We start from the raw sequence: 24391 nt of genomic DNA, 5'->3' as shown, positions 1-24391 counted from the left end.
AAGCAGGCAGAGCATGGCTGAAGTCATGAAAAAACCCAGCGCCGCCATCTGGAGCTGGGAAGGCAAGGATAAAACCGGCAAGGTGATGCGTGGCGAAATCCGTGCAGAATCGGAAACGGTAGCCAAGGCACAACTGAGGCGCCAAGGCGTTAATGCCACCAAGATAACCAAGAAGCGCGCGGGTTTCGGCAAGCGCATTACCGAGCGCGACGTTGCGCTGTTTACCCGCCAGCTGGCCACCATGATGAAGGCGGGTGTACCGCTGTTGCAGGCATTCGATATTAGCGCCAAAGGCCACAGCAATGCCGCTTTTACCAAGATCCTGCTCGATGTGCGTTCCGAGGTGGAAACCGGCAGCAACCTGGCCGATGCTTTCCGCAAATACCCGCTGTATTTCGACAGCCTGTTCTGCAACCTGATTGCTGCCGGTGAGACTGGTGGCGTACTGGATTCGCTGCTGGACAAGCTGGCCACTTACAAAGAAAAGATCATCGCCATCAAGGGCAAGATCAAGTCGGCGATGATTTACCCTGCCGCCATTATCGTCACCGCCTTTGTTATTACCGCAGTCATCCTCATCTACGTCATTCCGGCGTTCAAGGAGCTGTTCTCCAGCTTTGGTGCCGACCTGCCGGCGCCGACACAAATGGTGATCTGGCTATCCGATTTATTCGTCGAGTACTGGTGGATCATCTTTGGCGGGATTGGGGGCAGCATCTGGGCCCTGGTGGCCACGTACAAGCGCTCCCCGGCCATGCAAGTCGGCATGGATCGCTTGTTGTTACGCATGCCAGTCATTGGCGACATCGTCCGCAAAGCTACCATTGCGCGCTGGTCGCGTACCTTGTCGACGCTGTTTACCGCCGGCGTGCCGTTGGTGGAAGCGCTGGATTCGGTCGCCGGCGCGGCTGGTAACCAGGTGTATGCTGATGCTACCAAGGTCATTCAGGCCGACGTCAGTGCTGGTTCTACGCTGAACTTCTCCATGCAACGCAGCAACCTGTTCCCCAATATGGTGTTGCAGATGACCGCGATCGGTGAGGAGTCCGGCGCGCTGGACGACATGCTGGACAAGGTGGCCGACTTTTACGAAGAAGAGGTAGACAACGCGGTAGCGGCGCTGTCGAGCCTGCTGGAACCGATGATCATGGTGATTCTGGGGGTGCTGATCGGCGGCCTGGTGGTGGCCATGTACATGCCGATTTTCAAGATGGGTCAGGTGGTGGGTTGATGCTGGAGAATCTGCAAATGTTGCCACTGGCGTGGCAAACCGGTGTCGCGGTGTTACTTGGCCTGTTGTTAGGCAGTTTCCTCAATGTCGTCATCCACCGCTTGCCGCTGATGCTGGAACGACAATGGCAGCAGGAGTGCGCCGTGCTGCAAGGGCAAACGCCCGAGGTGCAAGCCCGCTACGACCTGCTGTACCCGCCCTCTGCCTGTGTGCATTGCCAGACGCCGATCCGGGCCTGGCAGAACATCCCCGTATTCAGTTTCTTGCTGCAGCGTGGCAAGTGCGCCAGCTGTGGCGGTGCTATCGCCTGGCGTTACCCGCTGGTAGAGCTGGTATCCGGCTTGTTGCTGGGCGGGTTTGCCTGGCAGCTGGGGCTGGGCCTGCCATGGTTGGCCGCCAGTGTGTTTTGTTTGCTGCTGTTGGCGATGACGCTGATCGATGCCGAAACCCAGCTGCTGCCGGACGATCTCACCTTGCTGTTGTTATGGGCTGGCTTGCTGTTCAGCCTGCTGGGCGTGACCGTGCCGCTGGCCGATGCAGTGGTCGGCGCGATGGCGGGCTACTTGTCCTTATGGTCGATCTACTGGCTGTTCAAGCTGGCCACCGGTAAGGAAGGCATGGGCTACGGCGACTTCAAACTGTTGGCCGCATTGGGCGCCTGGCTGGGCTGGAGCCTGTTGCCGCTGGTGGTGCTGCTGTCATCGCTGGTCGGGGCCGTATTCGGTGTCGCCATGATGGCGCTGAAGCGCCATCGCGCCGGGCAGACCATGCCGTTTGGCCCGTACCTGGCGGCGGCTGGCATGATCGCCTTCGTGTGGGGCAAGCCCATTGTGGCTTGGTATCTGGGTGGCTAGCCCGATTGTTGGTCTGACCGGCGGCATCGGCAGCGGCAAGAGCGCGGTGGCCCGCCTGTTCGCCGGGCATGGCATTCCCTGCATCGATACCGATACCGTCTCGCACCAGCTCACCGCGCCAGGCGGCGCTGCCATGCCGGCCATTGTGGCGGGGTTTGGCCCCGCCATGCGCCAGCAAGACGGCGCGCTGGACCGTGGCGCCATGCGCGCGCTGGTATTTTCGCAGCCCGCCGCTCGGCAGCAGCTGGAAGCCATTCTGCACCCGCTGATCCATCAGGAAAGCCTGCGGCAGTTGGCCGCACTGGACGCCCCTTACCGTTTGCTGGCGGTACCTTTGCTGTTCGAAAGTGCACGTTACCGCGATCTGGTGGCACGAACGCTGGTGGTAGATTGTCCGACGGAAACCCAGATCGCCAGAGTGATGGCACGCAATGGCCTGCCGGCACCGCAAGTCAGCGCCATCATTGCGGCGCAGATGCCGCGCGAGCAGCGTTTATTGCTGGCTGACGACGTGATCAGCAACGATGCCGATCTCGATGCATTGGCGCTTCAAGTCGACGCCAAACACCGTTATTATCTAGCCTGCTTTGGCCTTGCCGCGCCGGCATGACATTTCAACCACGGACCGCCGCTGTGACCAGTTTCGAGTTTCCCCTTGTCGAACGTACGCGAACCTTGCTCCGCCTGGAGCAGGTCTACCAGCGTCTGGTGTTTTTCATCGGGCAGGACGAAACCTATTCCCACCACGCGGCACTGATGGCGCTGTTCGAGGTATTGGAGGCTGCGGGCCGTACCGAGCTGAAGTCCGATTTGCTACAGGAGCTGGAGCGGCAGAAGCTGGGGCTGGAAAGCCTGCGTGACAATCCGGTGGTGCAGCAAGACGTGCTGGAACAGCAGCTCGATGAAATCGAGCGCACCATGGCCAGCCTGCTCGACATTACCGGCAAGTTCGGCCAGCACCTGCGTGAAAACGAATGGCTGATGACCATCAAGCAGCGTGCCGTCATTCCTGGCGGTACCTGCCAGTTTGATTTGCCGTCCTACCACCTGTGGTTGCAGCGGGACAGCGAGCAGCGCCGGGCCGACCTGCAACGCTGGGCGGCACCCTTGATGCCGACCGCCCGTGCGGCCAACATCCTGCTCAAGCTGCTGCGCGATAGCGGCAAGACGCACCAGTACCACGCGCGCCGAGGTGCGTTTCAGCAGATGTCCGGCGGCAAGGTGGTGCAGCTGATCCGTATCGGTTTCGAAAGCGGGCTGCCGCTGGTGCCGGAAGTATCGGCCAACAAATACGCGATCAATGTACGTTTCATCCATGCCGCTACCGGCGAGGTACGTGCCCGCCAGGTAGAAGACGACGTGGAATTTTCCCTGACCTATTGCAAGTTCTGATCATGACCACCACACCCCGTATCGTGCCCTGTCCGCAGTGCAAGACAGCGGTGCCCTGGGGCCCGCAAAGTCCGTACCGTCCGTTCTGCAGCGAGCGCTGCCGCCTGATCGACCTTGGCCAGTGGGCCAACGAAGATTACCGTGTGCCGGTGTCGGGCGACGACCCGATGCGCGAGCTGGATTCTCTCTAGCCTGGTATTGCCCAAACAAAAAGCGCTGCCATGGCAGCGCTTTTTGTTTGGGCGCAAGGTTGGCCGCACACCGGCTCAGGTGCGGGCAATAACGGCCCCTTGGGCAAAGTAGGTGCGTACGCCGGACAGGATGGCTTCGGCCATGTCTTGCTGGAACGCCGGGTCGACCAGCTTGCGTTCTTCTTCCGGGTGGCTGATAAAGGCCGTCTCCACCAGAATGGACGGGATATCCGGGGCTTTCAGCACGGCAAACCCTGCCTGCTCCACCTTGGGCTTGTGCAGTTTGTTGAGGTCGCCCATTTTGCCCAGTACCGCCTTGCCCAGCTTCAGGCTGTCGTTGATGGTGGCGGTCTGGGTCAGGTCGAACAGCGTATGCGCCAGGTATTTGTCCTTGCCGGCGATTTTTACACCGCCGATCATGTCGGCCTCGTTCTGCGACTTGGCCAGCAGCCGCGCCATGGCACTGGTGGCGCCGTTTTCCGACAGCGCAAACACCGACGAGCCGCGGGCTGTGCGGTTTTCTACCGCGTCGGCGTGCACCGAGATGAACAGGTCGGCGCCGATCTTGCGCGCCTTGGCTACCCGCACGCCTAGCGGCAGGAACACGTCTTCGTCGCGGGTGAGGTAGGCTTTCATGTTCTTTTCGGCGTCGATCAGCTTCTTCAGCTGACGGCCGATGCGTAACACCACGTCTTTCTCGCGCGTGCCGCTGGGGCCGATGGCGCCAGGGTCTTCGCCGCCGTGACCAGGGTCGATCATGATCACCACCGGGCGCGCCGGGTCGGTTTTGCCCTTGTTGCCGCGGGGGGCGTTATTGTCCAGCTGGCCTTTGTTGTAGTCCTGCAGCAGTGCCAGCAGCGGGTCGTCCTGCTGCCCGTTGGCCGGGTACAGGTCGACCACCAGCCGGTGCTGATACTCGGCGACCGGCTTCAGCGAGAAGATCTGCGGTTTTACTTCATTGCGCAGGTCCAGTACCAGGCGCACGGTATTGCCGTTGAACTGGCCAGCGCGCGCGGTGCGGATGAAAGGGTCGGCAGACTGGATCTGGCCGCTGACATCCTGCAGCACGCCGGTGAGCTGCACGTCTTCCAGGTCGATGACCAGCCGGTTGGGGTTGGCCAGGCTGAAGTGCTTGTAGCGGATTTCGCTGCTGGCCTCGATGGTCAGCCGCGTGTAGGTGGACGACGGCCACACCCGTACCGCCACCACCTGGCTGCCGGCGGCAAGGCCGGCGCGGCTGACGGTCAGCAGGAAGGTAGCCGCTGCGGCGCCGATCAGCTTGCGGCGCAGTGGGTCATGAAGCGATTGAGACATGCTTGTCCTGTTTCACTGTGGGCATGGAGGCGGTAGTTGCGACCATCGCCTGCCACGTCAAGTTCCAGTACCAGATCGGGCGCCGGCAGCACGCCGGCGGCCTTGTTTGGCCATTCGATGATACAGACGGTATCGTCGGCAAAATAATCGGCAAAGCCGGCGTCGTACCATTCTTCCGGGTCGTTGAAGCGGTACAAGTCAAAGTGGTGCACACTGAATATCGGCAGCGGATAGCTTTCCACCAGGGTATAGGTGGGGCTTTTTACGCGCCCCTGGTGCCCCAGGCCTTGCAGCAGGCCACGGGTAAAGGTGGTTTTGCCGGCCCCCAGGTCGCCGTGCAGCTGCAACTGTACGCCGCCGCGCAGTACGCTGGCGATGCGGCTACCCAGTTGCAGGGTGGCGGCTTCGTCGGCCAGGTGGCCGCTTGCGACACTGGTATCATCCATGGCCATGAGTGAAATATCCTGTAAAAACGAGAATTATCGCGATTTGGCAGGCCAAATCAAGCGCTGGGCGCAGGATCTGGGCTTTGCCGAGGCCCGTATCACCCGCGCCGAGCTGCCGCCAGAGGCCGAACAGCAACTGGCGACATGGTTGGCCGCAGCTTACCACGGCGAGATGGACTACATGGCGCGTCATGGTGCACTGCGGGTTCGCCCGGCCGAGCTGGTACCCGGCACGCTGCGTGTCATCAGCCTGCGCATGCATTACTGGCCCGAGTCCGCCGCCGACGCCGAGCAGGTGCTGACGCGACCGCAGCAGGCCTACATTTCGCGCTATGCCCTGGGGCGCGACTATCACAAAGTGCTGCGCAACCGGCTGCAGAAGCTGGCGGAGCAGATCAGTGCCGCGGTACCGGCGCACCAGTTCCGCGTGTTTACCGATAGCGCACCGCTGGCCGAGGTGGCGCTGGCGGCGCAAGCCGGGCAGGGCTGGCGCGGCAAGCACACGCTATTGCTGAACAAGAAGCAGGGGTCGCTGTTTTTTCTAGGCGAAATCCTCACCAACCTGCCGTTGCCGGAAGACGAGGCCGAAGACGGCCATTGCGGTCGCTGCACGCGCTGTATCGACGCCTGCCCTACCGGCGCCATCGTGGCGCCGTACACGGTAGACGCGCGGCGATGCATCTCTTACCTCACCATCGAGCTGAAAGGCGCCATCCCCGAACCGATGCGCCCGCTGATCGGCAACCGTATCTATGGTTGCGACGATTGCCAGCTGGTGTGCCCGTGGAACCGATTCGTGGTGCCCAGCCGCGAGGCCGACTTTGCCGTGCGACACGGCCTGGACGACGTCAGCCTGCTGGCGCTGTTTGCCTGGCATGAGCAGGACTTCCAGCAGCGCATGGCGGGCAGCCCCATTTATCGCATCGGCTATGCCAAGTGGCTGTCCAATATTGCCATTGCGCTGGGCAATGCACCGTACAGCGCCGAGGTTGTCCAGGCGTTGCAGGGCAGGGCCGACGACGCGGCCGACATCGTGCGTGAATCGGTGGCCTGGGCCTTGCAGCAACAGCAACAAAAAGCCTGAAGGTTGGCCGCAGCGGGCCAAGCTTCAGGCGGTGATAGGCCTTGTGGTGCTTACAGCGGTTTGGTGAAGTGAAACGACGTAATGCTGAAGCCCAGGCGGAAGTACAGCTTGTGCGCCTGCGTGCGCCAGGTGCCGGAGTCCAGCACGATGAAGCGGCAACCGGCCGTGCGCGCTTGCGCCTCGCACCACGCCAGCAGTTGGCTGCCCACGCCTTGCGAGCGGGCGGCCTCGTCGCTGACCAGGTCGTCCACGTACAGACGCAGGTCCTCGTAGGTATTTTCGTACACCCGGTACAGCGCCATGCCGACCGGTCGCCCGTCACTGTCCAGCGCGGCCACCAGGCGCGCGCCGTAGTGGCAGACACGCTGCATCTTGGCCAGGTAGGCGGCGCCGTTATCCGGCAGCATCGGTCGCAATTGCCGATGCAGCACACACAAGGTATCGGCCAGGTCGGCGCGGAGGATGCGCCCGCTGTCGTCGCACAGCGGCACGATGTCCAGCGCGGTCATCAGGCCGGGCGCGACGGGGCAATCACCAGCGATTCGCCTTCCAGCACCACTTTGCCTTTTACCAGGCAGGCGGTGGCAAACTTCACGCGCTTTTTGGCCGGGTCCAGCTCGGTGACGGTGACGCGGGCGGTGACGGTTTCGCCGATTTTGACCGGGGCTTTGAATTTGGTGGATTGCGACAGGTAGATGGTGCCGTTGCCCGGCAGGCGGGTGCCGACCACGGTGGAGATCAGGCTGGCGGTGAGCATGCCGTGCGCGATGCGGGTCTGGAACATCGAGCTTTCGGCGTATTCCTGGTTGATGTGTACCGGGTTATCGTCGCCGGATACGGCGCTGAACATCAGGATATCGGCTTCGGTAATGGTTTTGGCGTACTCGGCAGAATCGCCGATCTGGATGTCTTCGAAATAGACTGTCATCACAACTCCTTTGCGGAAGGCGGTATGCAACGCCAGCCCAGCGCCGGCGCCACTTTCAAGGTGTTCCTGCCTGTTTTTCTGCTTATGACATGCTCAATGTTGCGCTGCATTCTGACACGCTTTGCCCCAAATGCAAATTGCGGGGAAATGGCGTAATATCTGCACACCCCTGTTGTACTGCATGTTTTTTTTGTGGTCAGTTTACCAATTAAACGCTCGTTTGACTTGGCGGCGCGCTACAATGCAACCGCTGCCCGCTCGGGGCGAGTCGTTGAAACCTGAAGAGTCTGCTGGAGGAATATGAAAGCTCTAGTCGCTGTGAAACGCGTTGTCGATTACAACGTGAAAGTACGCGTCAAGGCCGATGGCACCGACGTGGATGTGGCCAACGTCAAGATGTCGATGAACCCGTTCGACGAGATCGCCGTGGAAGAGGCGGTGCGTCTGAAAGAAGCCGGCAAGATCACCGAGATCGTCGCCGTGTCCATGGGCGTGAAGCAGTGCGAGGAAACCCTGCGCACCGCACTGGCCATGGGTGCCGACCGCGCCATTCTGGTGGAAACCGACGCCGAGCTGCAGCCGCTGGCGGTAGCCAAACTGCTGAAAGCCGTTGCCGACAAAGAGCAGCCGCAGCTGTTGATCGTGGGCAAACAGGCCATCGATGACGACGCCAACCAGACCGGCCAGATGGCTGCCGCGCTGCTGGGCTGGGGTCAGGGTACCTTCGCGTCCAAAGTGGACCTGTCCGCCGAAACCGTGGACGTGACCCGCGAAGTGGACGGCGGTCTGGAAACCGTCAAGCTGCGTCTGCCGGCGGTGGTGACCACCGACCTGCGCCTGAACGAGCCGCGCTACGTCAAGCTGCCGAACATCATGGCCGCCAAGAAAAAGCCGCTGGACAAAACCACCCCGGCCGACCTGGGCGTGGACGTGACCCCGCGTCTGAAAACCCTGAAAGTGGCCGAGCCTGCCAAGCGCTCCGCCGGTATCAAGGTTGCCAATGCCGCCGAGCTGGTAGCCAAACTGAAAAACGACGCAAAGGTGCTGTAAGCCATGGCTATTCTCGTTATCGCTGAACACGACAACCAGAGCCTGAAAGCAGGCACCCTCAATACCGTTACCGCCGCTGCCAAGCTGGGCGAGGTACACGTGTTAGTAGCCGGCCACAACGCCGCTGCCGCCGCCGACGCAGCCAAGGCGGTAGCCGGTGTGGCCAAGGTACTGCTGGCCGACAACGCCGCCTACGCTCACGGCCTGGCCGAAAACCTGGCGCCGCTGGTGGTGGACCTGGCCCGTGGTTACAGCCACGTGCTGGCCCCGGCTACCTCCTACGGCAAGAACCTGCTGCCGCGCGTGGCTGCGCTGCTGGACGTGGCCCAGATCTCCGACATCATCGCTGTCGAGTCCGCTGACACCTTCGTCCGCCCGGTCTACGCCGGTAACGTGCTGGCTACCGTCCAGTCTGCCGACGCCATCAAGGTCATCACTGTGCGTACCACCGCTTTCGAAGCGGCGGCACAAGGCGGTGCGGCCAACGTGGAAAGCGTGGCCGCCGCTGCCGACGCCGCGCTGTCTGCTTTCGTGGGCCAGGAACTGACCAAGTCCGACCGCCCGGAACTGGGCGCTGCCAAGATCATCGTGTCTGGTGGCCGCGCGCTGGGCTCCGAAGAACAGTTCAAAGCCGTCATCGAGCCGCTGGCCGACAAGCTGGGCGCGGCCGTGGGTGCCTCGCGCGCTGCGGTTGACGCCGGCTACGCGCCGAACGACTACCAGGTTGGCCAGACCGGCAAAGTGGTGGCCCCGCAGCTGTACGTGGCGGTGGGCATCTCCGGTGCCATCCAGCACCTGGCCGGCATGAAAGACTCCAAGGTGATCGTGGCGATCAACAAGGACGAAGAAGCGCCGATCTTCCAGATCGCCGACTACGGCATTGTGGGTGACCTGTTCACCGTGGTGCCGGAACTGATGGCCGAGCTGTCCAAGTAAGACGCACTAGCAAGCTGTATCAATAAAACAAGGCGTGGCGCTACGGTGCCACGCCACACAAGAAAACCGGTGTACCGGTTCGTCTGGGGAAATGCGCGCTGCTTGCAGCGCGGGCTTGCCATCAGCCGGATCGGTTGCCGGTTTTTTTGCACGATGACGAGTTAATCGAGGAGTAATCTCATGATCTACAAGGCCCCCGCCAAGGAAATCCGTTTTGCCCTGAACGAGCTGGCCGAGCTGCCGGCCGTGTGCAGCCTGCCCGGCTACGAAGACTGCTCGGTCGAGCTGGTCGACGCCATTCTGGAAGAAGGCGCCAAGTTCGCCGAAGGCGTGCTGGCCCCGATCAACAAGCAGGGCGACAAGGGCGCCAAGTGGTCGCCGGACTTTACCGTTACCGCCGCCGAAGGCTTCAAGGAAGCGTGGCAGCAGTACGTGGAAGCCGGCTGGGTGGGCCTGCGTGCCCCGGCCGAATTCGGTGGCCAAGGGCTGCCGGCGCTGGTGGCGTTGGCCGCAGAAGAAATGTGGTGCTCGGCCAACCTGGCGTTTTCGCTGGCGCCGATGCTGACGCTGGGCGCCATCGAGGCCATCAATCATCACGCCTCCGAAGAACTGAAAGCCGTCTACCTGCCGCGCATGTCTACCGGCGAGTGGACCGGCACCATGAACCTGACCGAGCCGCAAGCGGGCTCCGACCTGGCCCAGGTACGCAGCAAGGCCATCCCGGTAGGCGATGGCAGCTACAAGATCAGCGGCCAGAAAATCTTCATTACCTGGGGCGAGCACGACATGGCGGACAACATCGTCCACCTGGTGTTGGCCCGTCTGCCCGACGCCCCGGCGGGCGTGAAAGGCATCTCGCTGTTCATCGTGCCCAAGTTCCTGGTGAATGCCGAGGGCAGCCTGGGGGAACGTAACGACGTGCGCTGCGTGTCGCTGGAACACAAACTGGGCATCCACGGCAGCCCCACCGCCGTGATGAGCTTCGGTGACGAAGGCGGCGCCATCGGCTACCTGGTGGGCGAGGCCAACAAGGGCCTGGGCTATATGTTCACCATGATGAACCACGCTCGTCTGGGCGTGGGCATCGAAGGCATGGCGGTGTCCGAGCGTGCTTACCAGAAGGCAGTGGAATACGCCCGCGACCGCGTGCAAAGCCGCGCCGTCGGCAGCCCGGACCCGGCCGGTGTGGCCATCATCCGCCACCCCGACGTACGCCGCATGCTGATGACCATGCGCGCCCAGATCGAAGCGCAACGCGCACTGGCTTTTTACGCTGCCGCCGCGCTCGACCGCGCTGCCCGCCACCCGGTGGCCAGCGAAGCCGCGCGCAACCAGGCGCTGGTGAACTTCCTGATCCCGATCGTCAAGGGCTGGAACACCGAGCAGGCCAACGAAATCACCAGCCTGGGCATGCAGATCCACGGCGGCATGGGCTACATCGAGGAAACCGGCGTAGCGCAGTACTGCCGCGACGCGCGCATTACCGCCATCTACGAAGGCACCACCGGCATCCAGGCGCTGGACCTGATCGGCCGTAAAACCGCCAGTGAAAACGGCGCCACCGCACGCTGGCTGCTGGAAGAAGTACGCAGCACCGTGGCCAAGCTGGCCGCAGCCGGCTTCGACAGCATCGCGGCCAACCTGGAAGCGGCGGCGAAAGACGCCGAGCGTTGCGTCGATTTCATCGTTGGCACCTTCGGCAGCCAGCCCGCGCTGGCCGCTGCGGGTTCGGTACCGTTCCTGAAGCTGATGGGTATCACGCTGGGCGGCTGGATGATGGGCCGTGCCGCGCTGATCGCCAAAGCACAGCAGGGCGAGGAAGACGCCGATACCGATTTCCTGGCCGCCAAGCAAGTGACCGCGCGTTTCTACGCCGAGCACCTGCTGCCGCAAACCGGTGGCTTGGCCGCGGCCATCCTGCACGGCGCCGATAGCGTGCTGGCACTGGACGAGGCCCTGTTCTAAGCCGCGACAGCCACACCGTCACCGACACCGCCCCGCCGTTTGCCGGCGGGGCTTTTTCATGGTCGATTGCTATCGAGCGCACCGGCGTTTTCATCTGCTGGCAATGCGGCCAGTGTAGGATGCTTGCCCATCCATGCTGTCTTCATTACTCTTTCTGTTTTGTTTCCCCTTGTGATCGCCCTGACATGATGCCGATACACAACATTCGCAGTCTTGCGCGGCAGTTGCCTGCCGGCTTGCCACTACTGGCTGCTGCGCTGGCGAGTTGGTGGCTGGTCGCCACCGCCACCCAGCTGCTGGCACCGTCTGCGCCTGCTTTGCGTACGCTGGACATGCCACAACCGCAGGCCGCTGCTGGCAGCGTGGCACAGCAAGCCTGGTTCGGTAGCAGTCAGCAGGCCGTGGCCCAGGCTGCGCCGCCGTTGCAGGTACTGGGCGTGCTGGGCGGCGGCCACGGCTCGCAGCAGGACTTTGCCATCGTGCTGGAAAACGGCCAGATGCTGCCTTTGCGCATGGGCGAGCAGTCGCCCGGCGGCTGGTGGCTGCGCAAGGTGGATGGCCGCGGCATCGTCATTCAGCAGCAGGGGGGCGGAGAGGTAAGGGTGGCGCTGGAGCGAACCCCTGCCACGGCTGTACCGCAGACGCTGCCTGCTACCAGTAGCAGCATGGTGCCGATATCGCCACCGCAGCAAACTGTGCCGGTGGTCCCCCCTCAGTACCTGCAGGCAGCGCCGGTTGACGGCAGCCAGGCGTCACCACCACGCGCCGAACCCATCAACAAGGATTGACTGCGGCGCGAGGGTTTATCGAAACCCCGGTGCGGCGTTAGGCTGTCGCTTCCGCTGGCGCGGTGACTGTTTACCGTACTGATACAACACAAACAACAACGACAACACTCATGATGCAGATAGCCCGATTGGCCGGTGCCCTGGCGCTGGTGTTTGCTTGCCAAGCCTATGCCGCGCCGGACGAGCCGGTAATGCTGAACTTCGTCAACGTCGACATCGACACCGTGGTGAAGGCCATCGGCGATATCTCCGGTAAAAACTTCGTGCTGGACCCGCGGGTAAAGGGCACGGTCAATATCGTGTCGGCCCGGCCGGTGCCACGCGAACTGTCTTACCAGATTCTGCTGTCCAGCCTGCGCATGCAGGGCTTTACGGCGGTGGAAGGCGATGGCGTGATCAAGATCGTGCCGGAGGCCGACGCCAAGCTGCACGCCCGCGTGGGCAATGCGCGCCGCGGTGACGGCGACCGCCTGATCACCAAGGTGTTCATCCTGCGCCACGGCAGCGCCAACCAGCTGGTGCCGGTAATCCGCCCCCTCATTTCGCCCAACAACACCGTGGCGGCCATGCCGCAGGCCAACGCCGTGGTGGTGACTGACTACGCCGACAACATCCGCCGCATCGAAGCCATCATCGACAGCATTGAAAGCGCCAGCGCCGCCGATACCGTGGTGCTGCCGGTGAAGTACGCGTCGGCAGTGGAAATGGCCAGCCAGTTGAACAAGCTGATGCAGGAAGCCAGCACCGGTGCGGCCAACGCTGCTGACGGCGGCCGTGTCACCATCGTGCCCGACCTGCGCAGCAACAGCCTGCTGGTGCGTGCCGATACCGCCGGGCGGCTGGGCAAGATCCGCAGCCTGCTGACACTGCTGGACCAGCCCAGCCAGGCCGGCGCCAACGTGCGCGTGGTGTACCTGCGCAACGCCGAAGCCAGCCGCGTAGCGCAGACGCTGCGCAGCCTGCTGTCCAGCGAGGCGGGCAGCAGCCAGGCGCCAACCACGCCGGCGGCCAACGCCGGTAACAACACCGCGCAGGCCAGCAAGGCCGCCGACAACAATAGCGGCCCGCTGGGCAATATGATCCAGGCCGACAGCGCCAGCAACGCGTTGATCATGAACGTGCCGGACGCCATGTACCAGAACCTGCGCAACGTCATCGACATGCTGGACCGTCGCCGCGCCCAGGTGTTCGTCGAGGCGCTGGTGATGGAGGTATCCGCCGAGCGGGCGCAGGAAGTGGGTATCCAGTGGCAGTCGCTGTCCGGCTTGGGCAATGGCGGCACCAGCGTTATCGGCGGCACCAACTTCCCCGGCACCAGCAACCCCGGCATCCTCAACGTGGCTACCGGTGGTACTGCCGGCATCAGCGCGCTGGCCGGCAGCAGCGGCATGACCATCGGCATCAGCAAGGGCACGGTCAATATTCCGGGCGTCGGCCAGGTACTGAACCTAGGTTTGCTGGCGCGGGCGCTGGAAAAAGAAGCCGACGGCAACGTGCTGTCCACGCCGAACCTGATGACGCTGGACAACGAAGAAGCCAAGATCGTCATCGGCCAGAACGTGCCTTTCCTCACCGGCAGCTACAGCAATACCGGCAACGGTAGCGGCGGTAACAGCAGCGTGTCGTCGCCGTTCCAGACCTACGAACGCAAGGACGTGGGCCTGACGCTGAAACTGACGCCGCAGATTTCCGAAGGCGGCCTGGTGAAAATGAAGATTCTGCAAGAGGTGTCGTCGGTGGACGAAACCAGCCGCAACAACCCGGCCGGGCTGACCACCAACAAGCGCGCCATTGAAACCACAGTGACGGTAGACGACGGCAGCATCGTCGCCATCGGCGGCCTGATCCAGGAGTCGGTCAGCGATGGCGAAAACAAGGTGCCGCTGCTGGGCGACCTTCCCGTCTTGGGCTGGCTGTTCAAATACCAGCAGAAGCAGCGCAAGAAAACCAACCTGATGGTGTTCCTGAAGCCCACCATCCTGCGCGATGACGCCGCCGCGCGAAACGTGGCCGGCGACCGCTACGACTACGTGATCGGCGAGCGCCAGCGCCAGGACGGCAAGCTGCCGCTGAATGCGGCCGATGCCTACCAGTCCACCCCGGCCGGCGGCCTGCTGCAACAGCTGCAGCAGCGCGGCCAACTGCCGCTGCCGGGCAATAGCGGCACGGTAGCGCCATGAGCGTGGCCCGCCACCCGGTGCTGGGTTTTGCCTTTGCCCGCAGCCAGCGCATCGTGCTGGAAGACGGCCCCGACGGCCGCGTCCTGCTGCTGGACGACGCCACGCCGCCAGCCGCCATCAGCGAGGTGCTGCGCCTGCACGGTGCGCCCGATCAGGTTGAAACGTTGGCCGCCGACGAGCTGGACCGTCGCCTGTCCAGCCTGTATGCCAACCGCAGCGACGGCGCCGCCGGCGTGGTAGACGATATCGGCGACAGCCTGGACCTGAACGCCATGGTGGACTCCCTACCCGAGGTGGAAGACCTGCTGGAGTCCGAAGGCGACGCGCCCATCATCCGCATGATCAACGCGCTGCTGACGCAGGCGCTGCGCGACGGCGCCTCCGACATCCACATCGAAGCCTTCGAAGACCGCAGCCTGGTGCGTTTCCGGCTGGACGGCACGCTGCGCGACGTGGTGACGCCGCACCGCGCGCTGCACGCCGCCATGGTGTCGCGGCTGAAGATCATGGCCAGCATGGACATCGCAGAAAAGCGGCTGCCGCAAGATGGCCGCATCTCGCTGCGGCTGGGCGGGCGCCCGGTGGACGTGCGGGTATCCACGCTGCCCACCAGCCACGGCGAGCGCGTGGTGTTGCGGCTGCTGGATAAAGAAGCGGCGCGGCTGGACCTGGCCACGCTGGGCATGGCCGCCGATACCTTGCAGCAAGTGGACGGCCTGATCCGCCAGCCGCACGGCATCTTGCTGGTCACCGGCCCTACCGGCTCCGGCAAGACCACCACGCTGTACGCCGCGCTATCGCGGCTGGATGCGCGTCACACCAACATCATGACGGTAGAAGACCCGGTGGAATACCACCTGGACGGCGTCGGCCAGACGCAGGTAAACGCCAAGATCGACATGAGTTTTGCCAAGGCGCTGCGCGCCATCCTGCGCCAGGACCCGGACGTGGTGATGATCGGTGAAATCCGCGACCTGGAAACCGCACAGATCGCCGTGCAAGCCTCGCTCACCGGCCACCTGGTGCTGGCCACGCTGCACACCAACGACGCTGCCAGCGCCATTACGCGCTTGACCGACATGGGCGTGGAGCCCTTCCTGTTGGCGTCCAGCCTGCTGGGCGTGATGGCGCAACGGCTGGTGCGCCGCCTGTGCCCGCAGTGCAAGCAGCCGCACCCGCTGCCGTTGGACGGTGCGCCGGGCGTGCTGCATTACCGCCCGGCCGGCTGCCCGGCGTGCAGCAATAGCGGCTATCGCGGCCGTTACGGCGTGTACGAGCTGCTGCAAGTGGACGACACGCTGCAGAAGCTGATCCACGACCGCGCCAGCGAAGCCGAACTGCGCACCCACGCTTTGTCGTGCGGCATGCGCAGCCTGCGCGACGACGGTCTGCGCTGGGTACGCGGCGGCGAAACCAGCCTCGAAGAAATCCTGCGCGTGACGAGGAGCTGAGTTGGCCGCATTCAAGTACACCGCCCTCGACGCCGCCGGCAAGGAGCACAGCGGCCTGCTGGAGGCCGACTCCGCCCGCGCCGCCCGTGCCCAGTTGCGCGAGCGCGGCCTGCTGCCGCTGGAAGTGGATAGCGTCGCCGCGCCGCGTAGCGGCCATTCGCTGCTGGCGCGTGGCCTGCCGCGTGCCGAGCTGGTGATGTTCACCCAGCAGCTGGCCACGCTGCTGGACGCCGGCCTGCCGCTGGAACGCGCGCTGGCCGCCATCACCGAGCAAAGCGAGCACCCGCGCACCCGTGCCGTGCTGGCCCAGGTGCGCAGCGACATCCTGGAAGGCAAATCGCTGGCGCAGGCGCTGGCCGGCGCGCCAGCCGTGTTCAACAGCCTGTACCGCTCGCTGGTGCAGGGCGGCGAGCAATCCGGCCACCTGGGCGAGGTGATGGCCAAGCTGGCACACTACCTGGACCAGCGCCAGCACACGCAGCAGAAAGTGGCGCTGGCCATGGCTTACCCGGCGGTAGTCACCGTGGTGGCACTGCTGGTGGTGGGCGGGCTGATGGCGTACGTGGTGCCGCAGGTGGTGAGCGTGTTTGCCCAGAGCAAGCAGACGCTGCCGCTGCTGACGCGCATGCTGGTGGCCAGCAGCCACTTCCTGCGCGATTGGGGCGTGGTGTTGCTGTTGCTGCTGGTGGCTGCCGCCGCAGGGAGCTGGCGCCTGTTGCAGGTGCCCGCCCTGCGCCGTGCCTGGCACGGCCGCCTGCTGCGGCTGCCGGTGCTTGGCCGCTTGCTGCAGGCGCTCAACACCGCACGCATGGCCAGCACGCTGTCCATTCTGGTGGGCTCCGGCGTGCCGTTGCTGACTGCGCTGGACACCGCGCGCGGCATTGTCAGCCTGATCCCGATGCAGGACGCGCTGACCGACACCATGAACAAAGTCCGCGAGGGCACGGCGCTGTCGCGGGCGCTGGGCAGTACGCGCCAGTTTCCGCCGGTGCTGATCCACTTGATCGGCAGCGGCGAAGCCAGCGGCCGCCTGGCCGACATGCTGGATCGCGCCGCCGTCCAGCAGCAGCAGGAAGTGGAACGCAAGCTGGCCACCTTCACCACGCTGATGGAGCCGCTGCTGATTCTGGTGATGGGCGGGCTGGTGCTGCTGATCGTGATGGCCATCATGATGCCGATCATCGACATGAACCAGATGGTGAGGTAAGGCCATGAACCCGATAGACCTTGAACGTACCGGCCGCTTGCTGGCCGAGGAGCAACGGCTGCTGGCCGAGGCGGTATCGCCGCCGGCAAGTGTGCCGCTGTCTGCCTTGCTGGCCCTGCTGTTGCCGTTGCCGGTGCGGCTGTCGTTACGGTTGTGGCGCTGGCAGCGCTATGCCCGCCAGCAAACGCAGCTGGCCGCTTGCCGCCGCCAGCTGGCCGAACGCTATACCGGAGCCACGCCATGCTGACCCCCGCCGCTGCCCGCCAGTTGGCCGCCTATAACCGCTGGATGAACGACAAACTGTACCAGGCTGCCGCCAGCCTGCCGGACGAGGTATTGCACGCCGAACGTGGTGCGTTTTTCGGCTCGCTATTCGGCACGCTCAGCCACATCGTGGTGGGCGATACCGTCTGGCTGCGCCGCTTCGCCAGCTTGCCTTTCGGCGCCGACGTGCTGCAGCCGCTGCTGGCGTGGCCGCAACCGGCGGCACTGGACGCTCGGCCTGCGGCCAACCTTGCAGAGCTGGCCGCGCTGCGCCAGCAGCTGGATAGCTATATCGAGCAATGGGCCGCCACACTGGACGAGCGCGTGCTGGCGCAAGACCTGGCCTACCATTCGATGCGCGGCGACGCCTGCGTCAAGGCGCTGGGCGGCGTACTGCTGCATTTTTTCAACCACCAGACCCACCATCGTGGCCAGGCCAGCACCCTGCTGAGCCAGGCTGGCGTGGACGTGGGCGTCACCGACTTGCTGGTGTTGCTGCCGGATACGGCGGCGCACCGCAACTAATATCAGGCCGGCCACCGTTGCCGGCCATCTATGCACAAGGGAGCTAACATGAAACGCCTCAAACCCGCCGCCCAGCGCGGCTTTACCCTGATCGAGATCATGGTGGTTATCGTCATCCTCGGCGTGCTGGCCGCGCTGGTGGTCCCCAAGGTGATGAGCCGCCCGGACGAGGCGCGCATCGTGGCCGCCAAGCAGGACATCGGCGCCATGATGCAGGCGCTCAAGCTCTATCGGCTCGACAATACCCGCTACCCCACCACCGAACAGGGCCTGCAAGCGCTGGTGAGCAAGCCGGCCAGCGGCCCGGCGCCGAAAAACTGGAAGCCGGGTGGCTACCTGGAGCGCCTGCCGAACGACCCGTGGGGCAACCCCTACCAGTACGCGTCGCCGGGTAGCCACGGCGAGGTGGACATCCTCAGCCTGGGCGCCGACGGCGAGCCGGGCGGCGAGGGTAACGACGCCGATATCGGCTCCTGGGCGCTGTAAACCGGCATGCTGTGCGCAGGCTGCGGCCAACGTTGGCCGCAAGGCGGCTTCACGCTGATCGAGGTGATGGTGGTGTTGCTCATCATCGGCGTGATGGCGACCACGGTCAGCTTCAGCCTGCGCCCGGACAGCCACCGCCAGCTGGAAGACGAAAGCTACCGCCTGGCCCGCATTCTGGAACAAGCCGTGGACGCTGCCGAAATGGGCGAGGCGCTGGCGCTGGACTGGCAAGCCGACGGCGCGCACTGGCGCGTGGCCGACAGCCAGGGCGGCTGGCAGCCCAGCCGCGACGCCTTCTTTGCCGACCGCCCGTTGCCGGAGGGCTTGCGTGGTGATGGCCTGCTGCTGGACGGCAAGCCGGCCAGTGGCGCCATCCTGCTGTGGCAAGACGGGCGCCCGCCGGCGCTGGCCATCCAGCTGCGTGCCGAAAACGGCGCGCGCAGCATCCAGCTGTCGCCGGTGGGTACCGTCACGGTGGAGGCTGCGCCATGAGGCGTCAGCACGGTTTCACCCTGTTCGAGGTGCTGGTGGCGCTGGCCATCATGGCGGTGGCTTTGTCGGCGCTGTTGCGCGCCGGCGGCGTGGCCGCAGACAACAGCGAACAGATGAAGCAGCGCATGATCGCCAGCTGGGAGGCGCAAAACCAGCTGGCGCTGCTGCAGGCGCAACGCGAATGGCCCGGCCCCGGCCTGCAGCAAGGCGAAACCGACAGCGACGGCCGCCGCCTGCGCTGGGAGCGCGAAATCAGCGACACCCCCAACGGCAACTTCCGCAAAGTCATCATTCGCGTGCTGCAGCCCGGCGCCCAGCGCTACGTGCTGGCCGAGATGACCGGCTTTGTGCGCAACCCGGCGGTGCAACCATGAAGCGGCAAGCCGGGCTGACCCTGATCGAGATTCTGGTGGCGATGAGCCTGCTGGCCATCCTCACCGTGATGGGCTACCGCGCCTTCGGCAACCTGCTGAACGCGCGCGAACACATCATGCAGACCGGCGAACGCTGGATACAGCTGGCGCGGGTGTTGCGCCGCGTCGAGGCCGACCTGCAGCGCCTGCCGCGGCAGCCGGCTTCCGACGACAGCGGCCAACCCCAGGCCGTGCTGCAACTGCAGGGCGATGGCCAGGGCCAGGCGCTGCAGTTGCAGCTGGCGTCGCAGCGCTACCCGGACGGCGAGGAACGCGTGTGGTACCGCGCCGGCACCGGTTTGCAGTGGCTGGCCGGCCCGTCCGGCAGTAGCCCTGCGGCGGGTAGCCTGCCGCTGCTGGCCGGCGATTACCGCATCAGCTGGCGCGTACTGGCGGCTAACGGCCAGTGGCACACGCAGTGGCCGCCGGCCGTGATCAGCGAGCGGCCGCAGGCGCGGGCGCTGGAAATGCGCGTGGCGCTGCCGGGCGACGAAGCGGTGCGCCGCGTCTGGGCCTTGCCATGAAGCGGCAGCAACAGGGCATGGCCATCATCATGGCGCTGCTGATCGTGGCGCTGGCCGCTACTGCGGCGGCGACGGTGTTATGGCAGCAAAGCCTGTGGTGGCGCCAGGCCGACAACGACCGTGCCCGTGCCGATATCCGCCTGATTGCCGACGCCGGTACCGGCTGGGCTGGCGACATCCTGGCCTTCGACGCGCGCAGCAGCGGTGCGGTGGATTACCCGGGCGAGTTGTGGGCGCAGCCGCTGCCGCAAACCGAAGCCGAGCAGACCCGCATCAGCGGCCAACTGTCCGACGCGCAAGGCCGCTTCAACGTGCGCAACCTGATGCAACAGGACGGCAAGCCGGACGAGCTGCAAGCCCAGCTCTACCGCCGCTTGTTGCAGCAGCTGCAATTGCCGGCGGCGCTGGCCGACACCTTGCTGGACTGGCTGGACGACGATAACGACGCCCGCGCCCAAGGCGCCGAGGCCGACTGGTACGCTGCGCTGCCCGCACCGTACGCCATTCCGCCGCTGGCCAGCCTGCGCCGCGTCGAGCAGCTGCGCTGGGTCAAGGGCTATACGCCGCAGGTGCTGGCCACGCTGGCACCGCACCTGGCGGTGCTGCCGCAGCGCACCGCCATCAACGTCAACACCGCCAGCCTGCCGCTGCTGATGGCGCTGGTGCCGGGCCTGGGGCGCGGTCAGGCGCAGGCGCTGGCGAATCAGCGGCAGAGCAACTATTTCAAGGATCGCGCCGATTTCGGCCTGCGTCTCACCGGCGGGCTGACCCCGCTGGCGGTGGACTACGGCGTGCGCAGCGATTTCTTCCTGCTGGACAGCACCATCCGTCACCCGCGCAGCGTGCTGCGGGTGCAGGCGCTGCTGCAGCGTAACGAACAAGCCAGCAAGGTGTGGTGGCGCGACGAAGGCGTCGTGCCGGCCGCAGCAGCAGGCGCGGGGGAACCATGAGTGTATTGAGACTGTATTGGCGGCCGGGCTGGCCTGATAGCGAGCCCGGCTTGCCGTGGGCCTTGCTGGACCGCCACGGCCAGTGCCGCGAACAGGGCGACGGCCCGCCGTCGGCGTGGCCGCGCAGCGAGCAGCTGGAGCTGGTGTTGCCGGCTGGCCGCACGCTGTTCATCGCCGCCAGCCTGCCGGCCGGGCGCGAGCTGAAGCCGGCCGTGATCGGCTACGCGCTGGAAGAACAGCTGGGCAACGACCCGGCGGCCAACCTGTACGCGCCGGGCGAGCGGCTGCCGGATGGCAAACGGGTGGTGGGGGTGTGCGAGGCGGCGCCGGTGCGCCGCGCGGTGGCCATGCTGCGCCAGCTGGGCCGGCTGGCCGATCGCATCGTGCCGGAAGAACACCTGCTGCCCGTGCCCGCTGCCGACGGCTGGGTGCTGGCGCAGGGCGAGCACGGCTATTTGCTGCGGCAGCCGTACGGCCAGGCCGGCTTCTTGCCGGCGGCCAGCGTCGGCCTGCTGCTGCCCCGGTTGGCCGCCGCGCCGGCCCCGGCCAGCATTACGCTGTTGGGCGAGGCGCCGGCCGGTTTGCCGGCGGTCGAGGTGCAAGCGCTGCCGCGCTGGCAGTGGCAGCTCGGGCGCCATCAGGGCGTCAATTTTGCCCAGGGCGAGCTGGCGGCAGACCGCCAGTGGCGTGCACTGGCGCCGCTGTTGCGCCGCAGTGGGTTGATTCTGGGCGCGCTCATCCTGGCGCAGACAGCGCTGGTGTGCGGCCAGTGGGGCTGGTACGCGTGGCAAAAGCGCAGCCTGCAGCAGGACATCCGTCAGCTGGTGCAGCCGTGGGCGCCGCAGGCGGTGGCCGGTAGCAGCGCCTTGCCGATGCTGCGCGCAGTCGACCGCCTCCGGCTCAGCCGCGGCCTGCCGGCGCGCGACGATGCGGTGGCGGCCATGGCGCAGCTGGCTGCCGTCAGCGGCGGCCAACTGCAGCTGGCCCAGCTCCGGTATGAGGCCGGCCGTCTGGCGTTCGTGGCGCCGACGCTGGCACCCGAGGTGGCTGCGCGCTGGCGCGAGCAACTGGCGGCGCGGCAGTGGCTGCTGAGCTCGGCACAAACCGAGCAGGGCCAGCGCGAGTGGATACTGACAAGGAAGCCGTAATGCAGAACCTGATCAATCAAGGCCGGCAGCGCTGGCAGCAGCTGTCGCAGCGCGAGCAGCGCCTGTTGCTGCTGATGGCCATCGTGCTGGGCGGCGCGTTGTTCTATGTGGCGCTATGGGAGCCGGCGCACCGCCAGTCGGCCAGGCTGGCCGCCTCGGTCGCCGGCTTGCAGGCCGAGAAACAGCTGGTGGCGACGCTGGCCAGCGAGGCACGCGGGCTGAAGCCGCAAGCCGAAGTGGCGCCGTTGGCCGCCGCCGAGCTCAAGCTGATGCTGCAACCGCTGTTGCAGCAGGCCGGGCTGGGCAACTTGCAGTTGGCGGAAGAGGGCGGTTTTGGCGTGCGCGTCAGCGGCGAGGTAGCGTTTGACGACTGGGTGAAAGCCACCGGCACGCTGGCGGCACAACAGGTGCGCATTCTGCGCTTGCAAGCCGATGCCGCCGGCCCGGGGCGGGTGAAACTCGATGCGGTGCTGGCGCACGCCGGGGGGGAAGCATGAGGCGTGGTGCGTGGCTGATGCTGCTGCTGGTGGGCAGCGCTTCTTTACTGGCCCATCTGCCGGCTAGCCTGCTGGACGCACGGCTGGCGGCGGCTACCGGCCAGCGGTGGCGGCTGGCGGCGGCCAGTGGCACTGTGTGGCAGGGCGAGGGGCAGTTGATGTACGTGGCCGCCTCCGGCGAGGTACTGCCGATGTCACGGCTGGCGTGGCGCTGGCAACCGACCGCCTTGCGGCAGCTGGCACTGGGCTGGCAGATCGATAGCGACGGCACGATAGCCCAGGCGCGGTTGCAGTGGGGCGGTGTGACGGTGGAAAACCTGCAGCTGCAGGTGCCGGTGGCGGCGGTGACCGCCTTTTCGCCACGCTGGCACAGCGCGCGGCTGGGCGGCGTGCTGCAGCTGCACGTACCGCAGTGGCTGCTGGCCGGTGGTCAGGTGCAAGGCGCGGCCATGCTGGGCTGGCAGGCGGCCAGCTCGCCGTTGTCGCGACTGCAGCCGTTTGGCAGCTATGCGCTGGACGCGCAAGGGCAGGGCAGCCAGGTGCTGCTGACCCTGCGTACCGTGCACGGCCCGCTGCAAATGCAGGGGCAGGGCAGCTATAGTGGTAACGGCCTGCAGTTTGCCGGCACCGCCGCTAGCGAATCTGGCGATTATGAGGCGCTGAAACCGGTATTGCTGATGCTGGGTCAGCCGAATGGCCCCACCAGCGTGGCCTGGCAGCTGCGTTGACGTTTTCGTCAACTGTGCCTGCCGGACAGGTTGGCCGCAGCAAGTGCCTGTTTTTGTTGATAAGCGAAAAATTGTTCCGGAAAAACCATTGAAAAAACAGAAAATCGGGTTATAATCGAAAAGTTTAACCGAACGGGACAAGCGCTGCGGCGTGGTGTCCCGTTTGTTATATAAAGCGATTCAAAAGACCATTATTCAGGAGCCAGCCAGTGACAACCGTACCCGCGATTCTAGCCTTGGCTGACGGCACCCTTTTCAAAGGCGTTGCCATCGGAGCCAGCGGCCACACCGTCGGAGAGGTGGTATTCAATACCGCCATGACCGGTTATCAGGAAATCCTTACCGATCCGTCCTATACCCGGCAAATCGTCACTCTGACCTATCCCCATATTGGAAACGTCGGCGCCAACTCGGAAGATACCGAGTCCGGCGCCGTTTTTGCATCCGGCCTGATCATTCGCGATCTGCCGCTGTTGCACAGCAACTTCCGTTCAGAAGACTCGCTGTCCGATTATCTGGTGAAGAACAACGTTGTCGCCATTGCCGACATCGATACCCGCAAACTCACCCGCATCCTGCGTGAAAAAGGTGCCCAGGCCGGTTGCATCATGGCCGGTGACATCGACGAAGCCCGTGCCGTTGAACTGGCCCGCGGTTTTGGCAGCATGGCAGGCCAGGATCTGGCCAAGGTGGTGAGCTGCAAGGAAAGCTACAGCTGGAACCTGCGCGAGTGGCGCCTGGGCCAGGGCTACACCGAACAGACCGACACCCCGTTCCACGTGGTGGCCTACGACTTCGGCGTCAAGCACAACATCCTGCGCATGCTGGCCGAGCGTGGCTGCAAGCTGACCGTGGTGCCGGCCCAAACCCCGGCCAAGGACGTGCTGGCGCTCAACCCGAACGGCGTGTTCCTGTCCAACGGCCCGGGCGACCCGGAACCGTGTGACTACGCGATTACCGCCATCCGCGAGATCCTCGACACCAAGCTGCCGGTATTCGGCATTTGCCTGGGTCACCAGCTGCTGGGTCTGGCCAGTGGTGCCAAGACATCCAAGATGAAGTTCGGCCACCACGGTGCCAACCACCCGGTGCAGGACCTCGACAGCGGCCGCGTGATGATCACCAGCCAGAACCACGGCTTCCAGGTGGACGAATCCAGCCTGCCAGCCAACGTGCGCGTGACGCATCGTTCGCTGTTCGACCAGACCGTGCAGGGCATTGCGCTGACCGACCGCCCGGCGTTCTCGTTCCAGGGCCACCCGGAAGCCAGCCCGGGCCCGGAAGACGTCGCCTACCTGTTTGACCGTTTCATCGCCGCCATGGCCGAACGCGCCTGATCGGGAGACC

At 65.0% G+C, this 24391-nt stretch carries 28 protein-coding genes; 24 read left to right on the top strand and 4 right to left on the bottom strand.

What is annotated here, in order from left to right:
* Positions 1 to 13: 13 nt before the first annotated feature.
* Genes FLQ03_RS03610 through yacG form a run of 5 tightly spaced genes read left to right on the top strand, consistent with a single transcriptional unit; the run spans position 14 to position 3668 of the window.
* Positions 14 to 1231 (top strand): type II secretion system F family protein, encoded by a 1218-nt coding sequence (locus FLQ03_RS03610; RefSeq protein WP_144372991.1) that lies wholly within the window; start codon positions 14 to 16, stop codon positions 1229 to 1231.
* The gene (locus FLQ03_RS03605) at positions 1231 to 2085 is read left to right on the top strand and encodes a prepilin peptidase (protein ID WP_144372990.1); all 855 of its coding nucleotides are present in this window, start codon (positions 1231 to 1233) and stop codon (positions 2083 to 2085) included. Before FLQ03_RS03610 ends, FLQ03_RS03605 begins: the two co-directional genes overlap by 1 nt.
* Positions 2078 to 2695, top strand: a complete 618-nt coding sequence (coaE, locus tag FLQ03_RS03600; protein WP_144372988.1) for a dephospho-CoA kinase — start codon at positions 2078 to 2080, stop codon at positions 2693 to 2695. The genes FLQ03_RS03605 and coaE overlap by 8 nt, the downstream gene beginning before the upstream one ends.
* Complete coding sequence (gene zapD, locus FLQ03_RS03595) at positions 2692 to 3477, top strand: cell division protein ZapD (RefSeq protein ID WP_276607754.1); 786 nt, start codon at positions 2692 to 2694, stop codon at positions 3475 to 3477. Before coaE ends, zapD begins: the two co-directional genes overlap by 4 nt.
* Before the next feature lie 2 nt (positions 3478 to 3479).
* The gene (gene yacG, locus FLQ03_RS03590; RefSeq protein ID WP_144372985.1) at positions 3480 to 3668 is read left to right on the top strand and encodes a DNA gyrase inhibitor YacG; all 189 of its coding nucleotides are present in this window, start codon (positions 3480 to 3482) and stop codon (positions 3666 to 3668) included.
* Between the two features lie 75 nt (positions 3669 to 3743).
* On the opposite strand, the gene FLQ03_RS03585 is transcribed toward yacG, so the two are convergent.
* Positions 3744 to 4982, bottom strand: a complete 1239-nt coding sequence (locus FLQ03_RS03585; RefSeq protein WP_144372983.1) for an N-acetylmuramoyl-L-alanine amidase — start codon at positions 4980 to 4982, stop codon at positions 3744 to 3746.
* Positions 4943 to 5428, bottom strand: a complete 486-nt coding sequence (gene tsaE, locus FLQ03_RS03580; RefSeq protein WP_170252298.1) for a tRNA (adenosine(37)-N6)-threonylcarbamoyltransferase complex ATPase subunit type 1 TsaE — start codon at positions 5426 to 5428, stop codon at positions 4943 to 4945. The genes FLQ03_RS03585 and tsaE overlap by 40 nt, the downstream gene beginning before the upstream one ends.
* A 43-nt stretch (positions 5429 to 5471) precedes the next feature.
* On the opposite strand from tsaE, the gene queG reads away from it, so the two are divergent.
* A complete protein-coding gene (gene queG, locus FLQ03_RS03575) occupies positions 5472 to 6512 on the top strand; it encodes a tRNA epoxyqueuosine(34) reductase QueG (RefSeq protein WP_338116355.1) in 1041 nt (346 codons plus the stop codon).
* A 50-nt stretch (positions 6513 to 6562) separates the two neighbouring features.
* Here the strand turns inward: queG and FLQ03_RS03570 are convergent, their stop codons facing one another.
* Together FLQ03_RS03570 and FLQ03_RS03565 are read right to left on the bottom strand one after the other, a co-directional pair.
* Positions 6563 to 7021, bottom strand: coding sequence for a GNAT family N-acetyltransferase (locus FLQ03_RS03570; RefSeq protein ID WP_144372978.1), 459 nt, complete (start codon positions 7019 to 7021; stop codon positions 6563 to 6565).
* On the bottom strand, positions 7021 to 7440 hold the full coding sequence (locus FLQ03_RS03565; RefSeq protein WP_206210844.1) for a MaoC family dehydratase: 420 nt from the start codon (positions 7438 to 7440) through the stop codon (positions 7021 to 7023). Before FLQ03_RS03565 ends, FLQ03_RS03570 begins: the two co-directional genes overlap by 1 nt.
* Before the next feature lie 300 nt (positions 7441 to 7740).
* Between FLQ03_RS03565 and FLQ03_RS03560 the strand changes: the two genes are divergently transcribed.
* From FLQ03_RS03560 to carA, 18 genes are all read left to right on the top strand, one after another.
* Positions 7741 to 8490, top strand: a complete 750-nt coding sequence (locus FLQ03_RS03560) for an electron transfer flavoprotein subunit beta/FixA family protein (protein WP_144372975.1) — start codon at positions 7741 to 7743, stop codon at positions 8488 to 8490.
* A gap of 3 nt (positions 8491 to 8493) precedes the next feature.
* Positions 8494 to 9426, top strand: a complete 933-nt coding sequence (locus FLQ03_RS03555) for an electron transfer flavoprotein subunit alpha/FixB family protein (protein ID WP_144372974.1) — start codon at positions 8494 to 8496, stop codon at positions 9424 to 9426.
* 180 nt (positions 9427 to 9606) lie between these two features.
* On the top strand, positions 9607 to 11391 hold the full coding sequence (locus FLQ03_RS03550) for an acyl-CoA dehydrogenase (RefSeq protein WP_144372972.1): 1785 nt from the start codon (positions 9607 to 9609) through the stop codon (positions 11389 to 11391).
* A gap of 185 nt (positions 11392 to 11576) precedes the next feature.
* Positions 11577 to 12179 carry a hypothetical protein gene (locus FLQ03_RS03545; protein WP_144372971.1) on the top strand — a complete coding sequence of 201 codons (603 nt, stop codon included), beginning with the start codon at positions 11577 to 11579 and terminating at the stop codon, positions 12177 to 12179.
* 110 nt (positions 12180 to 12289) lie between these two features.
* Positions 12290 to 14359, top strand: a complete 2070-nt coding sequence (gspD, locus tag FLQ03_RS03540; protein WP_240802189.1) for a type II secretion system secretin GspD — start codon at positions 12290 to 12292, stop codon at positions 14357 to 14359.
* Complete coding sequence (gspE, locus tag FLQ03_RS03535; RefSeq protein WP_144372969.1) at positions 14356 to 15810, top strand: type II secretion system ATPase GspE; 1455 nt, start codon at positions 14356 to 14358, stop codon at positions 15808 to 15810. Before gspD ends, gspE begins: the two co-directional genes overlap by 4 nt.
* A gap of 1 nt (position 15811) precedes the next feature.
* Positions 15812 to 17017, top strand: a complete 1206-nt coding sequence (gspF, locus tag FLQ03_RS03530) for a type II secretion system inner membrane protein GspF (protein ID WP_144372968.1) — start codon at positions 15812 to 15814, stop codon at positions 17015 to 17017.
* Between the two features lie 4 nt (positions 17018 to 17021).
* Complete coding sequence (locus tag FLQ03_RS03525) at positions 17022 to 17264, top strand: hypothetical protein (protein WP_144372967.1); 243 nt, start codon at positions 17022 to 17024, stop codon at positions 17262 to 17264.
* Entirely contained in the window at positions 17258 to 17806 is a 549-nt protein-coding gene (locus FLQ03_RS03520) for a DinB family protein (RefSeq protein ID WP_170252295.1), read from the top strand. The genes FLQ03_RS03525 and FLQ03_RS03520 overlap by 7 nt, the downstream gene beginning before the upstream one ends.
* A gap of 48 nt (positions 17807 to 17854) precedes the next feature.
* Entirely contained in the window at positions 17855 to 18292 is a 438-nt protein-coding gene (gene gspG, locus FLQ03_RS03515; RefSeq protein WP_170252294.1) for a type II secretion system major pseudopilin GspG, read from the top strand.
* A 6-nt stretch (positions 18293 to 18298) separates the two neighbouring features.
* The gene (locus FLQ03_RS03510) at positions 18299 to 18784 is read left to right on the top strand and encodes a prepilin-type N-terminal cleavage/methylation domain-containing protein (RefSeq protein WP_144372962.1); all 486 of its coding nucleotides are present in this window, start codon (positions 18299 to 18301) and stop codon (positions 18782 to 18784) included.
* Positions 18781 to 19158, top strand: a complete 378-nt coding sequence (gene gspI, locus FLQ03_RS03505) for a type II secretion system minor pseudopilin GspI (protein WP_144372961.1) — start codon at positions 18781 to 18783, stop codon at positions 19156 to 19158. The genes FLQ03_RS03510 and gspI overlap by 4 nt, the downstream gene beginning before the upstream one ends.
* On the top strand, positions 19155 to 19721 hold the full coding sequence (locus tag FLQ03_RS03500; protein WP_144372960.1) for a type II secretion system protein GspJ: 567 nt from the start codon (positions 19155 to 19157) through the stop codon (positions 19719 to 19721). The genes gspI and FLQ03_RS03500 overlap by 4 nt, the downstream gene beginning before the upstream one ends.
* Positions 19718 to 20671 (top strand): type II secretion system minor pseudopilin GspK, encoded by a 954-nt coding sequence (gspK, locus tag FLQ03_RS03495; RefSeq protein ID WP_144372958.1) that lies wholly within the window; start codon positions 19718 to 19720, stop codon positions 20669 to 20671. The genes FLQ03_RS03500 and gspK overlap by 4 nt, the downstream gene beginning before the upstream one ends.
* Positions 20668 to 21819, top strand: a complete 1152-nt coding sequence (gspL, locus tag FLQ03_RS03490; RefSeq protein ID WP_144372957.1) for a type II secretion system protein GspL — start codon at positions 20668 to 20670, stop codon at positions 21817 to 21819. The genes gspK and gspL overlap by 4 nt, the downstream gene beginning before the upstream one ends.
* Positions 21819 to 22316: a type II secretion system protein GspM gene (gspM, locus tag FLQ03_RS03485; RefSeq protein WP_144372956.1), complete on the top strand. Its 498-nt coding sequence runs from the start codon at positions 21819 to 21821 to the stop codon at positions 22314 to 22316. Before gspL ends, gspM begins: the two co-directional genes overlap by 1 nt.
* Positions 22313 to 23044, top strand: coding sequence for a type II secretion system protein N (gene gspN, locus FLQ03_RS03480; RefSeq protein WP_144372954.1), 732 nt, complete (start codon positions 22313 to 22315; stop codon positions 23042 to 23044). Before gspM ends, gspN begins: the two co-directional genes overlap by 4 nt.
* A gap of 209 nt (positions 23045 to 23253) precedes the next feature.
* Positions 23254 to 24381 carry a glutamine-hydrolyzing carbamoyl-phosphate synthase small subunit gene (carA, locus tag FLQ03_RS03475; RefSeq protein ID WP_144372953.1) on the top strand — a complete coding sequence of 376 codons (1128 nt, stop codon included), beginning with the start codon at positions 23254 to 23256 and terminating at the stop codon, positions 24379 to 24381.
* Positions 24382 to 24391: the final 10 nt, after the last annotated feature.

Source organism: Vogesella urethralis (assembly GCF_007644045.2).
GTDB classification, from domain to species: Bacteria; Pseudomonadota; Gammaproteobacteria; order Burkholderiales; family Chromobacteriaceae; genus Vogesella; species Vogesella urethralis.
This window is presented reverse-complemented; position numbering and strand designations above follow the sequence as displayed.

Excerpts from the sequence above, each read along its gene's own strand:
- gspG (WP_170252294.1), top strand. The coding sequence starts at position 17,855 with ATGAAACGCCTCAAACCCGCCGCCCAGCGCGGCTTTACCCTGATCGAG.
- FLQ03_RS03555 (WP_144372974.1), top strand. The coding sequence starts at position 8,494 with ATGGCTATTCTCGTTATCGCTGAACACGACAACCAGAGCCTGAAAGCA.
- yacG (WP_144372985.1), top strand. The coding sequence starts at position 3,480 with ATGACCACCACACCCCGTATCGTGCCCTGTCCGCAGTGCAAGACAGCG.
- gspE (WP_144372969.1), top strand. The coding sequence starts at position 14,356 with ATGAGCGTGGCCCGCCACCCGGTGCTGGGTTTTGCCTTTGCCCGCAGC.
- FLQ03_RS03610 (WP_144372991.1), top strand. The coding sequence starts at position 14 with ATGGCTGAAGTCATGAAAAAACCCAGCGCCGCCATCTGGAGCTGGGAA.
- tsaE (WP_170252298.1), bottom strand. The coding sequence starts at position 5,428 with ATGGATGATACCAGTGTCGCAAGCGGCCACCTGGCCGACGAAGCCGCC.
- FLQ03_RS03545 (WP_144372971.1), top strand. The coding sequence starts at position 11,577 with ATGATGCCGATACACAACATTCGCAGTCTTGCGCGGCAGTTGCCTGCC.
- gspI (WP_144372961.1), top strand. The coding sequence starts at position 18,781 with ATGAGGCGTCAGCACGGTTTCACCCTGTTCGAGGTGCTGGTGGCGCTG.
- FLQ03_RS03605 (WP_144372990.1), top strand. The coding sequence starts at position 1,231 with ATGCTGGAGAATCTGCAAATGTTGCCACTGGCGTGGCAAACCGGTGTC.
- FLQ03_RS03510 (WP_144372962.1), top strand. The coding sequence starts at position 18,299 with ATGCTGTGCGCAGGCTGCGGCCAACGTTGGCCGCAAGGCGGCTTCACG.
- gspN (WP_144372954.1), top strand. The coding sequence starts at position 22,313 with ATGAGGCGTGGTGCGTGGCTGATGCTGCTGCTGGTGGGCAGCGCTTCT.
- gspK (WP_144372958.1), top strand. The coding sequence starts at position 19,718 with ATGAAGCGGCAGCAACAGGGCATGGCCATCATCATGGCGCTGCTGATC.
- FLQ03_RS03560 (WP_144372975.1), top strand. The coding sequence starts at position 7,741 with ATGAAAGCTCTAGTCGCTGTGAAACGCGTTGTCGATTACAACGTGAAA.
- FLQ03_RS03550 (WP_144372972.1), top strand. The coding sequence starts at position 9,607 with ATGATCTACAAGGCCCCCGCCAAGGAAATCCGTTTTGCCCTGAACGAG.
- gspM (WP_144372956.1), top strand. The coding sequence starts at position 21,819 with ATGCAGAACCTGATCAATCAAGGCCGGCAGCGCTGGCAGCAGCTGTCG.
- FLQ03_RS03585 (WP_144372983.1), bottom strand. The coding sequence starts at position 4,982 with ATGTCTCAATCGCTTCATGACCCACTGCGCCGCAAGCTGATCGGCGCC.
- FLQ03_RS03500 (WP_144372960.1), top strand. The coding sequence starts at position 19,155 with ATGAAGCGGCAAGCCGGGCTGACCCTGATCGAGATTCTGGTGGCGATG.
- FLQ03_RS03565 (WP_206210844.1), bottom strand. The coding sequence starts at position 7,440 with ATGACAGTCTATTTCGAAGACATCCAGATCGGCGATTCTGCCGAGTAC.
- FLQ03_RS03570 (WP_144372978.1), bottom strand. The coding sequence starts at position 7,021 with ATGACCGCGCTGGACATCGTGCCGCTGTGCGACGACAGCGGGCGCATC.
- gspD (WP_240802189.1), top strand. The coding sequence starts at position 12,290 with ATGATGCAGATAGCCCGATTGGCCGGTGCCCTGGCGCTGGTGTTTGCT.
- FLQ03_RS03525 (WP_144372967.1), top strand. The coding sequence starts at position 17,022 with ATGAACCCGATAGACCTTGAACGTACCGGCCGCTTGCTGGCCGAGGAG.
- zapD (WP_276607754.1), top strand. The coding sequence starts at position 2,692 with ATGACATTTCAACCACGGACCGCCGCTGTGACCAGTTTCGAGTTTCCC.
- gspL (WP_144372957.1), top strand. The coding sequence starts at position 20,668 with ATGAGTGTATTGAGACTGTATTGGCGGCCGGGCTGGCCTGATAGCGAG.
- FLQ03_RS03520 (WP_170252295.1), top strand. The coding sequence starts at position 17,258 with ATGCTGACCCCCGCCGCTGCCCGCCAGTTGGCCGCCTATAACCGCTGG.